Source organism: Pseudomonas sp. S2_B10, assembly GCF_054668425.1.
Window position 1 is genome coordinate 844,802 of the sequence record NZ_CP162768.1, and the last position, 14,123, is coordinate 858,924.

The 14,123-nt window shown below is 60.2% G+C and carries 14 protein-coding genes; 7 read left to right on the forward strand and 7 right to left on the reverse strand.

Annotation, left to right across the window (positions count from 1 at the left end):
• Nucleotides 1-48: 48 nt before the first annotated feature.
• Complete coding sequence (locus AB4O45_RS03615) at nucleotides 49-243, forward strand: hypothetical protein (protein WP_056789862.1); 195 nt, start codon at nucleotides 49-51, stop codon at nucleotides 241-243.
• Between the two features lie 103 nt (nucleotides 244-346).
• The gene (locus tag AB4O45_RS03620; RefSeq protein ID WP_041477171.1) at nucleotides 347-529 is read left to right on the forward strand and encodes a hypothetical protein; all 183 of its coding nucleotides are present in this window, start codon (nucleotides 347-349) and stop codon (nucleotides 527-529) included.
• Here the strand turns inward: AB4O45_RS03620 and AB4O45_RS03625 are convergent.
• A complete protein-coding gene (locus AB4O45_RS03625) occupies nucleotides 526-1,587 on the reverse strand; it encodes an AI-2E family transporter (RefSeq protein WP_041477173.1) in 1,062 nt (353 codons plus the stop codon). The two genes, AB4O45_RS03620 and AB4O45_RS03625, sit on opposite strands and share 4 nt — an antisense overlap.
• A gap of 156 nt (nucleotides 1,588-1,743) precedes the next feature.
• Between AB4O45_RS03625 and trhP the strand changes: the two genes are divergently transcribed.
• Nucleotides 1,744-3,072 (forward strand): prephenate-dependent tRNA uridine(34) hydroxylase TrhP, encoded by a 1,329-nt coding sequence (gene trhP / locus AB4O45_RS03630; RefSeq protein WP_460161074.1) that lies wholly within the window; start codon nucleotides 1,744-1,746, stop codon nucleotides 3,070-3,072.
• Nucleotides 3,073-3,231: 159 nt separating this feature from the next.
• Here the strand turns inward: trhP and AB4O45_RS03635 are convergent, their stop codons facing one another.
• Together AB4O45_RS03635 and AB4O45_RS03640 are read right to left on the reverse strand one after the other, a co-directional pair.
• Nucleotides 3,232-3,462, reverse strand: a complete 231-nt coding sequence (locus AB4O45_RS03635) for a hypothetical protein (protein ID WP_122603100.1) — start codon at nucleotides 3,460-3,462, stop codon at nucleotides 3,232-3,234.
• 91 nt (nucleotides 3,463-3,553) lie between these two features.
• The gene (locus AB4O45_RS03640) at nucleotides 3,554-4,267 is read right to left on the reverse strand and encodes a FadR/GntR family transcriptional regulator (RefSeq protein ID WP_016775357.1); all 714 of its coding nucleotides are present in this window, start codon (nucleotides 4,265-4,267) and stop codon (nucleotides 3,554-3,556) included.
• A 353-nt stretch (nucleotides 4,268-4,620) separates the two neighbouring features.
• Here AB4O45_RS03640 and AB4O45_RS03645 point away from each other — a divergent pair, with 353 nt between their 5' ends.
• Nucleotides 4,621-5,967, forward strand: coding sequence for an MFS transporter (locus tag AB4O45_RS03645; RefSeq protein WP_024013478.1), 1,347 nt, complete (start codon nucleotides 4,621-4,623; stop codon nucleotides 5,965-5,967).
• A gap of 25 nt (nucleotides 5,968-5,992) precedes the next feature.
• On the forward strand, nucleotides 5,993-7,336 hold the full coding sequence (gene gudD / locus AB4O45_RS03650) for a glucarate dehydratase (RefSeq protein ID WP_460161075.1): 1,344 nt from the start codon (nucleotides 5,993-5,995) through the stop codon (nucleotides 7,334-7,336).
• Nucleotides 7,337-7,465: 129 nt separating this feature from the next.
• On the opposite strand, the gene AB4O45_RS03655 is transcribed toward gudD, so the two are convergent.
• The gene (locus tag AB4O45_RS03655) at nucleotides 7,466-8,338 is read right to left on the reverse strand and encodes a LysR family transcriptional regulator (RefSeq protein WP_095182119.1); all 873 of its coding nucleotides are present in this window, start codon (nucleotides 8,336-8,338) and stop codon (nucleotides 7,466-7,468) included.
• 160 nt (nucleotides 8,339-8,498) lie between these two features.
• Between AB4O45_RS03655 and ampC the strand changes: the two genes are divergently transcribed.
• A complete protein-coding gene (gene ampC / locus AB4O45_RS03660) occupies nucleotides 8,499-9,665 on the forward strand; it encodes a class C beta-lactamase (RefSeq protein WP_460161076.1) in 1,167 nt (388 codons plus the stop codon).
• Nucleotides 9,666-9,947: 282 nt separating this feature from the next.
• On the opposite strand, the gene AB4O45_RS03665 is transcribed toward ampC, so the two are convergent.
• From AB4O45_RS03665 to AB4O45_RS03675, 3 genes are all read right to left on the reverse strand, one after another.
• Nucleotides 9,948-10,508, reverse strand: a complete 561-nt coding sequence (locus AB4O45_RS03665; protein ID WP_116659119.1) for a DUF4174 domain-containing protein — start codon at nucleotides 10,506-10,508, stop codon at nucleotides 9,948-9,950.
• Nucleotides 10,509-10,694: 186 nt separating this feature from the next.
• Complete coding sequence (locus tag AB4O45_RS03670; protein ID WP_125927590.1) at nucleotides 10,695-11,480, reverse strand: sulfite exporter TauE/SafE family protein; 786 nt, start codon at nucleotides 11,478-11,480, stop codon at nucleotides 10,695-10,697.
• 235 nt (nucleotides 11,481-11,715) lie between these two features.
• Nucleotides 11,716-12,465 (reverse strand): hypothetical protein, encoded by a 750-nt coding sequence (locus tag AB4O45_RS03675; RefSeq protein ID WP_056788708.1) that lies wholly within the window; start codon nucleotides 12,463-12,465, stop codon nucleotides 11,716-11,718.
• A gap of 276 nt (nucleotides 12,466-12,741) precedes the next feature.
• Between AB4O45_RS03675 and AB4O45_RS03680 the strand changes: the two genes are divergently transcribed.
• A complete protein-coding gene (locus tag AB4O45_RS03680; protein WP_460161077.1) occupies nucleotides 12,742-13,890 on the forward strand; it encodes an aldose epimerase family protein in 1,149 nt (382 codons plus the stop codon).
• Nucleotides 13,891-14,123: the final 233 nt, after the last annotated feature.

Below are 14,123 nucleotides of genomic sequence, written 5' to 3' on the forward strand. Positions count from 1 at the left end.
TCTGAATCCGTCCGTAAACAACAGATCGATAACAACAAGGACGACTGTATGCCCACACAAAACCCGCACCGCATCGTCGGTCTGTGCACCTCGAACAAGGTGTACAGCGCGCTCACCGAGCTCAAGCATCTGGAAGGCCATCGCTGCGCCAAGCTGCTGTCCCTGCTCGCCGAGAACCTCGTGCACAAGGGCCTGCTCAATGAGCGCGAAGTCATGCACATGCTCGATCAAGTGGTCGAATGACGCCAGACCTCACTGGCATCAATGACCACTATCGAAAGCGTTGATTGTCCGTCGTGCCGGCAAATCCCTAAGGTAGCCCCATCAGTTTGATGGAGGTTTTCCCATGGCACAGGTTCAAATCATGTCGGTGATCGGCAGCGCAGTTCCCGCTTCGCTGCGTGCATCCGGTTTGCTCGCTTGCTGGTATCTGGTGCGCGATGGCGAGCCGATCAGCGGCCCGCTCACCTCGTTACCAGCGGCGCAGGCCTTGTCGCAACAGGTCGCCAGCAGCACGTTTCACGCTTAGGGCAGTTGCACCTTGGGCTTGGTCTCGACGAACAGCGCCCAGCTCGACAGGAACAATGCGGCAATCAGCGGCCCGATCACAAAGCCGTTGAGGCCGAATACCGCGAGGCCGCCGAGGGTCGAGACCAGAATCAGGTAATCGGGCATCTTGGTATCTTTGCCCACCAGAATCGGACGCAGCACGTTGTCGACCAGGCCGATCACGAATACCCCGAACAAGCCCAGCACCACACCCTGCCAGATCATGCCGCTGAGCAGGAAGTACACCGCCACCGGCGCCCAGACAATCCCCGCGCCCACCGCTGGCAACAGCGACAGAAACGCCATCAGTACCGCCCAGAGCAATGCGCTGGGAATGTCGAGAAACCAGAAAATCAGCCCGCCCAGCGCGCCTTGGGTCACGGCCACCACCACGTTGCCCTTGACCGTGGCGCGCACCACGCGGTTGAACTTCAGTTGCAGGCGGCGCTTGTGGTTTTCTTCCAGCGGCACGGCGGTTCGCATCTTGCGCGCCAGCTCGGGGCCGTCACGCAGAAAGAAAAACAACAGATAGAGCATGATGAAAAAGCTCACCACGAATTCGAACGTGCCCTGACCGAAACTGAACGCCTGAGTCGCCAGCGCCTGGCTGCCCTGCATCGCCGCTTTGACGATCTTCTCGCGCAAGCTGTCGAGTTCGCCCATGCCAAAGCGGTCGAGCAAGTGCTGAAAGTAAGGCGGCAGGCTGTGTTTGAACTGCGCCAGATACGCAGCGATGTCCAGCTCGCCGCTTTCAATGTTCTTGTAGACAGTCGCCCCTTCCTGCACCAGCAGGATGCTGACGATGATCACCGGCAGAATCGCGACCACCAGGCACAGGCTCAAGGTGCACAGCGACGTCACGTTGCGTTGCCAGCCGAACTTCTGCTGCAACCTGCGCTGTACCGGCGCAAACAGAATGCCGAGGATGACAGCCCAGAATACCGCGCCGTAGAACGGCAGCAGAATCCAGATAAAGGCCACCGTGACCAGCACCAGCAGCACTGTCAGGGATTTGAATTGCAGACTCTTTTCGTTCATATCCGGTCCATGTCAGTCAGGCGTCACGCACGCCCGCCCCACTTAGTCAGCCGCCGAGCGCGCGAGTGCCATGTTTATTCATGGAGCATAGATCCAGATCAATGAACCCTCGCAACAGCTGCCCTACCCTGCGCGGCTTTTGCGACCGACACCCAAATGCCAACTCTCATCGCCCCCGAGCTTCTCGCCCCCGCCGGCACCCTGAAAAACATGCGCTACGCCTTCGCCTACGGCGCCGATGCGGTCTACGCCGGCCAGCCGCGCTACAGCCTGCGGGTGCGCAACAACGAGTTCGATCATGCCAACCTGGCGCTGGGCATCCGTGAGGCGCAGGCGCAGGGCAAGCGCTTCTACGTCGTGGTCAACATCGCCCCGCACAACGCCAAGCTGAAGACGTTTCTCAAGGATCTGGCGCCAGTGATCGAGATGGCCCCGGATGCGCTGATCATGTCCGATCCGGGCCTGATCATGCTGGTGCGCCAGCATTTTCCGCAGATGCCGATTCACCTGTCGGTGCAGGCCAACACGGTGAATTGGGCGAGCGTCGAGTTCTGGCAGCAACAGGGGCTGAGCCGGATCATCCTGTCGCGCGAACTCTCGCTCGAAGAAATCGGTGAAATCCGCGAGCAGGTGCCGGGCATGGAGCTGGAAGTGTTCGTGCACGGCGCGCTGTGCATGGCCTATTCCGGGCGCTGCCTGCTTTCCGGTTACATGAACAAGCGCGATGCCAATCAGGGCACCTGCACCAACGCCTGCCGCTGGAAGTACACGGCGCAAGAAGCGACGGAAAACCAGCTCGGCGAGATCGTCCAGACCTTTGAACCCGAGCCGACGCTGGGTCTCGGCGCACCGACCGATCAAGTCTTCCTGCTCCAGGAAGCCAATCGCCCCGACGAATTGATGCCGGCGTTCGAAGACGAACACGGCACCTACATCATGAACGCCAAGGACCTGCGCGCGGTGCAGCATGTCGAGCGGCTGACGCGCATGGGCGTGCACTCCTTGAAAATCGAAGGCCGGACCAAATCGCATTTCTACTGCGCACGCACCACCCAGGTATATCGCCGGGCGATCGATGATGCCGTGGCCGGGCGCGAGTTCGATCGCAGCCTGATGCTGGATCTGGAATCGCTGGCCCAGCGCGGCTACACCGAAGGTTTTCTGCGCCGACATGTGCACGACGAATATCAGAATTATCAACACGGCAGTTCGGTGTCGGAGCGTCAGCAGTTCGTTGGCGAGCTCACCGGCGAGCGCCGTGATCGCCTGGCCGAAGTGAAAGTGAAGAATCGTTTTGCCGTGGGCGATCATCTGGAACTGATGACGCCCAAGGGCAATTTCCATTTTGATCTGCATGAATTGCAGAGTGTCAGCGGGCAAGCGATCGAGGTGGCGCCGGGGGATGGGCATACGGTGTACGTGCCGATACCGGACGGGGTGGATTTGCGCTTTGGGTTGTTGATGCGGGATTTGCGTGTTGGTTGACTGGCGATCTTGTCTGGCACTCGCAGCATGGCCGTAATTTGCTGCGAAGCCGATGCCGTCTTCGCGAGCAGGCTCGCTCCCACAGGGAGTTTGTGTCATCCACTGTGGGAGCGAGCCTGCTCGCGAAGAGGCCGGCCCACTCAATGAATAATCCAGACCTCAGCGCAAATCATCCGACAACGGCGTCGGCTCGTCCGCCGGCGGTACATTGTCGTCATCCGGCGGATCCTTCCAGTCATCCGGGCGGTCGGCATCGCTCAATGGGTCGCGGCCCGGGTCCATGCCCGGCGGGGCGTCGTGATCGCTCAGGGTCGGCTCGTCGGTGCCGGATACGGGGCGGGTCTGGTCGGTGGGCGCCATGCCACCGGGAACAAGCGAGTCATCAGCCATGCTGCACCTCACAATACTGGCCCGGATTATCCGGGGCGTATTGTTTGGAAGCGCGACCGTTGACGGCGTGCGATAGATCAGACCAGCGGCATCAGCCTTGGGCGATAAAGCGATCGCGACTGTTGGTCAGGTGCAGCCACATCGCGGCGCGGGCGGCATCGGCGTCCTGACGTTTGATCGCGTTCAGAATCGCCTCGTGTTCCAGATTGGCCAAGTGCCCGAGCTTGCTCAGATCCGCCGCGCCGCGCTCGGCGGCATTCAGGCGATTGCGCGGGATCATCGCACTGCCCAGGTGCTGCATGATCTCGCTGAAACAAGCGTTGCCGGTGGCCTCGGCGATCAGCAGATGAAAACGCCGATCGGCCTCCACGCAGCTGTCATTGTTGGCCAGCAGCCGTTGATAGTCATCCAGCGCCTGACGCATCTGCTGGACCTGCTGCTCACTGCGCCGCTGCGCCGCCAGTGCGGCCGCTTGCGTCTCCAGGCCCATGCGCAGCTCAAGAATGCTGCGCACACCGAGCGCCGTGTCGACATTCAGGCGCAGGCCCTGCTCCGCTGCGCGTTCGATCACGAAAGTACCGATGCCATGGCGCGTCTCGACCAGCCCCGAGGCCTGCAACTTGGAAATCGCCTCGCGCACCACCGTGCGGCTGACGCCGTGCTCCTGAACGATGGAGTTCTCCGAAGGCAGCTTGTCACCGGGCGACAGTTGTCCGAGCAGGATGCTCTGGGTGAGCTTTTCCACCAGGTCATGAGCGAGGTTGTGCGTGCGTTTGCGCGCGGGCGCGTCGAGGTCTTCTTGCATGGTCGGTTCCGGTGATCGGGGCTTGCCGATCGTAGCACTGCGGGATGACGGTTGAGATGGATTTTAGCGGTCGACAGGCCATCTACTTGTATGACAACACTCAATTACGTCGAATATCTTCAATAGCCAGCCATCACGCATCACCATTCACATCTCAAAAGGCGCTCCGCTCGACTGGCGAAATATTCAATGAATACGAGCTATAATCTGGTTTTCGCATAAAAAAACGAACAATCAGAAGAATTTGATCGCCCTCCCCACTTGTAGGACAAAAAATTACAGTTGTATGATGTCTAGCAACAACGCAGCACCCAGCCCTACCCGCATAAAAATAATCAGTGGGAGAAACATCAGTGAAAACCTCCATCTCCGGGATGCAGGACAGCGTCGACCCGACGCTCGCCTCAGCCATCTCCAAAGTCAAACGCCACGTCCTGCCGCTCTTCGTGATCATGTTCATCGTCAATTACATTGACCGGGTGAACATCGGCTTCGTCCGCACGCATATGGAAACCGATCTGGGCATTGGTGCTGCCGCTTATGGCTTCGGCGCCGGGCTGTTCTTCATCGGTTACGCGCTGTTCGAAGTGCCGTCCAACATGCTTTTGCAGAAAGTCGGCGCACGCATCTGGCTGACCCGCATCATGTTCACTTGGGGCATAGTCGCGGCCTGCATGGCCTTCATCCAGAACGAAACCCACTTCTATATTCTGCGTTTCCTGCTCGGTGTCGCCGAGGCCGGGTTCTTTCCCGGGGTGATTTACTACTTCACTCGTTGGCTGCCAGGCGTTGAGCGCGGCAAGGCGATCGCGATTTTCCTCAGCGGCTCGGCCGTGGCCTCGCTGATCTCCGGTCCGCTGTCCGGTTTGCTCCTGCAGATCAATGGGCTGGGCATGCACGGCTGGCAATGGATGTACTTCATCGAGGGGATGTTCTCGGTGTGCCTGTGCGTGTTTGTCTGGTTCTGGCTGGACGCCAAACCCCACGACGCGAAATGGCTGAGCCGCGCCGAACAGGATGCGCTGGTCAGCGCCATCGACGACGAGCAAAAGGCCCGCGAAGCGGCGACGCCGATCCGGCCGTCGCTGGGCAAACTGCTCAAGGACCGGCAGATCATTCTGTTCTGCCTGATCTACTTCTTCATTCAACTGACCATCTACGCCGCGACTTTCTGGCTGCCGAGCATCATCAAGAAGATGGGCGAACTCAGCGACGTGCAGGTCGGCCTGTTCAATTCGATTCCGTGGTTGCTGTCGATCGTCGGCATGTACGCCTTCGCCTCGCTGTCGGCGAAGTGGAAACACCAGCAAGCGTGGGTCGCCACGGCATTGTTGATCGCCGCAGCGGGGATGTTCATGTCCACCACTGGCGGGCCGATCTTCGCCTTCGTCGCGATCTGCTTTGCGGCACTGGGTTTCAAATCCGCCTCGTCGCTGTTCTGGCCGATTCCCCAGGCTTATCTGGATGCACGCATCGCGGCGGCGGTGATTGCGCTGATCAACTCGGTGGGTAACCTCGGTGGCTTCGTCGCGCCGACCACGTTTGGTCTGCTGGAGCAGCACACCGGTTCGATTCAGGGCGGCCTCTATGGTCTGGCCGCGACCTCGATCATCGCCGCAATCATCGTCTTCGCTGCGCGCACCACGCCGAAACCCGCTGCTGAAAAGGCTGTGGCCGACGCCGCGCCGAAACACGCCTGACTTCGTCTCGACAAGGAAAACAATAATGACTGTTCACGACACCGCCAAAGCTCCGATCATCACCGAGATGCAGGTCATTCCGGTGGCCGGTCACGACGGCATGCTGCTCAACCTGAGCGGCGCCCACGGGCCGTTTTTCACCCGCAACATCGTCATCCTCAAGGACAACGCCGGTCACACCGGCGTCGGCGAAGTGCCCGGTGGCGAGCGCATTCGCCAGACCCTGGAAGACGCGCGCAATCTGGTGGTCGGCAGCCCCATCGGCACCTACCAGAAGATCCTCAACCAGGTGCGCCAGACCTTCGCCGACCGCGATGCCGGCGGCCGTGGTCTGCAGACGTTCGACCTGCGCATCACCATTCACGCGGTCACCGGCCTGGAAGCCGCCCTCCTCGACCTGCTCGGCCAGCATCTGGACGTGCCGGTGGCGGCGCTGCTCGGTGAAGGTCAGCAACGCGACGAAGTGAAGATGCTCGGTTATCTGTTCTACGTCGGCGATCAACACGAAACCGATCTGGCCTATCGCAGCGAACCAGACGCCGACAACGACTGGTTCCGCGTGCGCCACGAGAAGGCCTTGACCGCCGAAGCGGTGGTGCGTCTGGCCGAGGCGGCGCACGCCAAGTACGGCTTCAAGGATTTCAAACTCAAGGGCGGCGTGCTCAGCGGCGATGCCGAAATCGAAGCGGTCACAGCACTGGCCGAGCGCTTCCCCGACGCGCGGATCACCCTCGATCCGAACGGTGCATGGTCATTGAAAGAGGCGATTCGTCTATGCCGCGATCAGCACCACGTACTCGCCTACGCCGAAGATCCGTGCGGCGCGGAAAACGGTTATTCCGGTCGCGAAGTCATGGCCGAATTCCGTCGCGCCACCGGGCTGAAAACCGCGACCAACATGATCGCCACCGATTGGCGTGAAATGGGCCACGCGATTCAGTTGCAGTCAGTGGACATCCCGCTGGCCGACCCGCACTTCTGGACCATGCAGGGTTCGGTGCGGGTCGCGCAGATGTGCCACGAATGGGGCCTGACCTGGGGCTCGCATTCCAACAACCACTTCGATATTTCCCTGGCCATGTTCACCCACGTCGCCGCCGCCGCACCCGGCGAGATCACGGCCATCGACACCCACTGGATCTGGCAGGACGGTCAGCGCCTGACCAAGGCACCGCTGCAAATTGTCGACGGCTGCGTGCAGGTGCCGCAGAAACCGGGACTGGGCGTGGAACTGGACATGGATCAAGTGGCCAAGGCCCACGAACTGTACAAAGGCATGGGCCTCGGCGCGCGGGATGACAGCGTGGCGATGCAGTTCCTGATTCCGGGGTGGAAATTCGATAACAAGCGGCCGTGTCTGGTGCGGTGATCCAGCAGGCGCCGCTGATTTCAATTGTGGGAGCGAGCCTGCTCGCGAAGGCGTCAGGTCAGTCGATAGTGCTGTCGCTGATGCACCGCTTTCGCGAGCAGGCTCGCTCCCACAAGGGGGGGGGTTGTGTCAGGCAGAAACTTGCAGTAACCACGCCTTGAACGCGTTCATCGCCGCCGTTTCCGCTCGCGACTGCAACCGCGTCAGCCAGTAGCTGCCGGTGGTTATCTCGATTGCAAACGGCTGGCAAATCGCATCAGCCGCCAGTTGCCGGGCGAACATCAGTGGCGGCGCCAACGCCACGCCGCCGCCCTGCAACGCCGTTTCCATCATCGCCAGTGAAGAGTCGAAGACGATGCTTTGCGGTGGCGCAGCCTGGGTCGCCAGGCCCGCCGCCTGAAACCACTGCGGCCATTCATCAGTGCGATAGGAACGCAGCAAGGTCTGCTGCAACAGGTCCGCCGGCGCGTGCAGTTGCCGAGCAATCTCCGGCACGCATAACACCGACAACGGTGCATCGAGCAAGCGTGTCGCCTCGATGCCATGCCAGGCGCCAGCGCCGAAACGAATCGCGTAATCCAGCCCTTCCGCCGCCACATCGACCCGGTTGTTATTCGTCGAGAGGCGTAAATCGATCAGCGGATATTTCCCGCGAAAATCCGCCAGTCTCGGCAACAGCCAACCCACCGCAAACGTGCCCACCGCGCCGACCGTCAACATGTCGCGATACTGCCCACCAGCCAGACGCTCGAGCATCTGCGCAATGTGGTCGAATGAGGTGCTGAGCACCGGCAGCAAGGTTTCGCCTTCACTGGTCAGCATCAGCCCACGGGGCAGGCGTTTGAACAGGGTCAGGTTGAGCTGCGCTTCCAGGCTTTTGACCTGATGGCTGACCGCTGCCTGCGTTACGCACAGTTCGACGGCGGCGCGGGTGAAGCTCAGATGACGTGCCGAGGCTTCAAACGCGCGCAGAGCGTTGAGCGGCAGTTGCGGTCGAATCATGGGTTGTCCCAAATTTTTCTAAGGCTTCGTGCGAGTTTTCATCGTTTGTCGAACGTTGGCAAAGTGCCTAAATTAACCGCGCTGATCAGCCGCCCGATGAAAAAATCACCCGCAGTGTAGCGGGATACAACAAACGACACTCATGGAGAGTGATTCACTCATGTGTTCCTTCAAACCGAGCAAGGTCTTTTCCCACAGCGCTTTCGCACTGTTCTTCGGCAGCGTTGCCTGTCATGCCGCAACGCCGACGGATGCGCAATTGCAGGCACTGGTCAGCCAAGCCGTCACCCCGGTGATGCAGCAAAACAACATCCCCGGGCTGACCGTAGCGATCACGCTGAATGGCCAGGCGCATTACTTTAATTACGGAGTCGCTGCCAAAGACACCGGGCAAAAAGTCAGTGAAAACACCCTGTTCGAAGTCGGCTCGGTGAGTAAAACCTTCACCGCCACCCTCGCCGGTTACGCCCAGGCCACCGGCAAACTCGACCTGTCGAGCAAGGCGAGCCAGCTCTGGCCTGAGCTCAAGGGCAGCGCCTTCGACAACATCAGCGTGCTGCAACTGGGCACCTACAGTGCTGGCGGTCTGCCGTTGCAATTTCCTGCCGAGGCGGATTCTTCCGACAAGATGCTCGGCTATTACCAACAGTGGAAACCGCAATTTCCCGCCGGCAGCCATCGCCTGTATTCCAACCCGAGCCTGGGCCTGTTCGGCTACCTGACGGCGAAAAGCCTCGGTCAGCCGTTCGACCAGGCAATGACGCAAACCCTGCTGCCGAAACTCGGTTTGCAGCACACCTTCCTCAGCGTGCCGCCAGCGCAGTCGAAGCTTTACGCCCAAGGCTACGACAGTGCCGACCAACCCGTGCGCGTCAGCCCCGGCGCCCTTGACGCCGAGGCCTACGGCATCAAAACCAGCGCCGCCGACCTGCTGCGTTACGTCCAGGCACAACTGAAACCGGCCAGCCTTGCGCCTGATCTGCACCAAGCCATCGCCAACACCCACGTCGGTTATTACCGCGTCGGCGACATGACCCAAGGCCTGGGCTGGGAACGGTACGCCTACCCGATCAGCCTGGAAAAACTGCAAAACGGCAACTCGACCCCCATGGCCATGGAACCTCACAAAGTCGAGTGGCTGACCCCACCGCAAGCTGAGCCGGCCAATGTGCTGTTCAACAAAAGCGGTTCTACGCGGGGCTTTGGTGCGTATGTAGCGTTCGTGCCGTCGCGGGACATGGGCATCGTGATTCTTGCCAACAAGAATTACCCGAACGTCGAACGGGTGAAGATTGCGCACACGGTTTTCGCGGCGTTGGCGGATTAAGAGCAAAAGATCGCGGCCCGAGCCTTCTGCGGCTCCTACAGGATCGGGTTTTCACTCGGTTAACGTTGGAGGTGTCGCAGGCTGCAACAACTTTCGATCAGAAGATGACTTGTGGGAGCGAGCCTGCTCGCGAATGCGCTCGATCAGTCACCTTTCAGCGCCTGAAAAACCGCTATCGCGAGCAGGCTCGCTCCCACATTTTAACTGTGCACTTCACAAAAAAATGTGGGAGCTGGTCTACCAGCTCCCACAGGGATTTTGCTTCACTCACGCAACGCGCAATCAATCATCCGGCATCTGCGGCGGTTTGCTCGGTTTTGCCGGTTTGCTGCCCTTTGCGCCTTTGGCCGGTTCCGGCTCGGTGGCGGCAGGCGTTTGTGCGGCGGCCGCAGCGGCGGCTTCTTTTTCGGCCATGGGCATGGCGTCGATGGTTTCGAAGATTTTCGCCAGGCTCAATGCCTTGGCTTCGTCACCCGAGGCGGAGAGCTTGGTTTCGCCGTCCTTGCCCACCAGGAACACTTTTGGATAAGCGCCGGCGCCGAGCTTCAGCGAGCGCAGCAGGGCCATGGTGTCCTGCTGGCCCATGTCCTTGCCGTCGAGCTGGCCGGACATGCTGAGGATGGTGTAGACCTTGATGTTGCGGTCGGTGACGCCCTTTTTGTTGGCCGGGTCTTCCAGTGACTTTTTCAGGCTCAGCCACACCGGGTCAACGGTGCTTTGCGCAATCACGATCAGCGGACGGGCGCGGCCCACGTCCCCGGCCAGGGGTGAATCGCTGTCAGCGGCGAACAGGGGGCCGGCGATTGCCAGCAAGAGGGTCAGGGTCAGGGACCTGATGAGCATGCGCATCTCCTTTTGATATCCACGCACTACTGATTGCGCATCGTGGCGATTGTTCCGGCGGCGTCTGGCAAAAAGGCATTGCCCTGTCAGAAGCTTAGGTCAGGGAGAACTTTGCGCAACATGACGTAAGCGATCATCGGCACCTCCCTACGGCCGCTGCACAGGAAGTGTTTTTTCCAGGCTGAATCAGAACGCCAACTTGTAACCAATCAACACCAGCATCGTCGCCAGGCACGGGCGCAGGACTTCGTCGGAGATGCGACCGGTCAGGTGGCTGCCGAGCCAGATGCCTGGCAGCGAGCCCATCAGCAGGAAGCCCAGCACGCCCCAATCCATGTTGCCCATGCTTGCGTGGCCGAGGCCGGCGACGAGGGTCAGGGGTACGGCGTGGGCGATTTCGGTGCCGACCAGGCGCCGGGTTGGCAGTAGCGGGTAGAGGATGAACAAGGCGACGGTGCCGAGTGCGCCGGCGCCGATCGAGGTCAGGGCGACCATGGTGCCAAGGATCAGACCGGTGATCACCGTCATGATATTCAGGCGCGAACCGCTCGGGTTGTAGTTGCCACCCGCGCGTTTGTGGGCGAATTCGAGCAAGCGTTTTTTGAAGAAAATCGCCAGCGCCGTGGCGAAGAGGACGAAACCGAGCGCCTGTTTGATAATGGCGTTCATCGCGTCCGGCGCGGTGTGCAGGGTGCTGAGGAACCACAGGGTCATGGCCACGGCTGGCACACTGCCGAGGGTCAGCCAGCCGGTGATCGCCCAGTCGATGTTCTTGTTCTTCTTGTGAACGAGGACGCCGCTGGATTTGGTGATCGCGGCGTACAGCAGGTCCGTACCCACCGCCGTCGCCGGGTTGATGCCGAACCACAGCAGGATCGGCGTCATCAACGAACCGCCGCCCACACCGGTCATGCCGACGATAAACCCCACCACCAGCCCGGCAATCACCAGGCCGAAATTTGCCAATTCCATTCAAACGTCCAGAAAACGACAGGAAAATCTGGCCCGCAGCATAGCGATTTTTCTTATAACCACATATATCGATGCGGTCTATCGTTATGCCATATCGAATTTGCTGCAGTTACCTGTGGGAGCGAGCCTGCTCGCGAAGGGGGTGTCAGCCGACCGATGAGTTGAATGACGCAACGCATTCGCGAGCAGGCTCGCTCCCACAGTGGCCCCTGGCGCTACAGAAAACCTGCCGGGCTCACTGCACCGGCAGGAAATTCAAGAACAGCAGGCTCTGCGCGTAATTCAGGCCGATCCTGCGATAGCGCTCATCGAGCATCTGCGTGAGCAGATCCAGGCGCGCGACGATTTTGCTGAATTCGGTGGCGAAGCTGAGGTTGCTGCCCTCCTCCGAGATTTCGTTGGAGAACAGCAACGGCTGGCCTTCCTTGTTCTGCCGTTGCGACAAAATCCACATGGCTTTTTCGATGTTACGCGCGGCGTTGTGCACGAAAGTCGGGTTGATCGCGTCGGTCATGTAGAACTCGGTGCGATTGCCGTGAGCGGTAACCAGCATGCTGCCGATTGCATAGATGAAGGCGCCGACGCGGTCGCCGAGGAATTCCGGGCTCATCGCATAGCTCAGCGCCGCCAGATCCTTACGCCCGCCCAGCACGGGCAACGGCTGCTGTTGCTCGACAGCGAGACGCACCTGTTTCACTGCGGCGTTGACGGTGAGGAAACCGGATTTGCGCAGTTCTTCGGGGTTGCGCAGGTAGAGCTTGCCCATCAGCCGGTAAAGGCTGTCGAGGTTGTCGCGCATCGCCAGGGTGGCCATGCGGTCGACGCTGGTCTGCAGAAATTCCTGCGGCTGCCCTTCACGTATCTGATTGAAAAATCCATTGCCGTTCTGGTGGCTGCAGCCGCTGAGCAACAGCGACAACAGGCAGGCCAGCAGCAGGCACGGGCGGCGGTGAGCGACGGTGATCAGGGCAAAAACACTCGGCATGAAGTCTCGGACAGGCACATTCCTGTGCGGCGGGAGTCACCGCATCCTGGCCATGCATAGAGCCGCCGATTACGAAAAAGTGCAGTGCCCGGGCGGTGAGCCGACCTTCGGTGCTTTTCGCCATGTCAATTAGTCGGACTTTATATTTGCCAACAGCGGTAAATCCGCTATAAATCTTCTTTCTCGACTCAAATAGCATGACTAGTGACATATAGGAGCAGCCTTCGGCAGCTCCTACGGTCAATGCGAAAACAACAACAAAAAGGAAGGTCAACCATGCTTCAATCCCGTCACCTGCTCTCCGGCCTCGGACTGTCCCTGATGATCGCTACCCTTTCCGCCAACGCGGCGGGCCTGACCGCCGAACACAAAGCCTTCGGCAAAACCAATGACGGCACGCCTGTCGAACAGTACATCCTGCGCAACAGCCACGGCATGCAGGCCACCGTGATCACCTACGGCGCGACCCTGCAAGCGCTGAAAGTCGCTGACAAACACGGCAAGTTCGACGACGTCGTCTTGGGTTTTGACGATGTGCAGGGCTATCAGAAAGGCACCGCGTACTTCGGCGCGACCATCGGCCGTTTCGGCAACCGCCTGGCCGAAGGTGCTTTCGAACTTGATGGCAAGCGTTATCACGTGCCGCAGAACGACAAATCCAACGCCCTGCACGGCGGCCCCGAAGGTTTCGACAAGAAAGTCTGGAAGGCCAAAGAAACCAAGGACAAGGATTCGGTTGGCGTAACCCTGACCTACCTCTCGGCCGACGGCGAGATGGGCTTCCCAGGCAATCTGACCACCGAAGTCACCTATCGCCTGACCGACAACAACGAGCTGCGCATCGACTACAAGGCCAGCACCGACAAGCCGACCGTGCTCAACCTGACCAACCATAGCTACTTCAACCTGGCCGGTGCCGGCAATGGCGATATTCTCAAGCAAGTCGCCATGATCAACTCCAGCCGTTACACGCCGGTCACCGCGAAACTGATCCCTACCGGGGAGCTGGCGCCTGTGGCCGGTACGCCGATGGACTTCAGCAAACCGACGGCAATCGGCACGCACATCAAGGCTGATCATCCGCAGCTGAAATTCGCCGAGCCGAAACAGGGCGGCTTCGATTTCAACTGGGCGCTGGACAGCAAGGGCGATGTCAGCAAGCTCGCCACCGAAGTCAGCGACCCGCAATCCGGACGCGTCCTGCAACTGTTCACCAGCGAGCCGGGCGTGCAGTTCTACACCAGCAACTTCCTCGACGGCACGGTCAAGGGCAAGGGCGGCAAGGTCTATCCACACTGGGGCGCGTTCACCCTCGAGACCCAGCACTACCCGGATTCGCCGAACCAGCCAGACTTCCCGAGCACGCGGCTTGATCCGGGGCAGACTTACGCCCACAGCGTGATCCTGAAGTTCTCCACCAAGTAACCTGCCATGCTCCCCCTGTGGCGAGGGGATTCATCCCCGTTGGGATGCGAAGCAGCCCCAAAAACCTGCAATAGAACGCTGTCTGATACAGCGCGAGTTGCAGGATCGGGGCTGCTTCGCAGCCCAGCGGGGATAAATCCCCTCGCCACGATTGACCGGTTTCATCCTTGACTCCTCCTTCCTTCCGGGAACCCTTGCTCTATCCTACTGCCCACTAAAGATATCGACTCTTT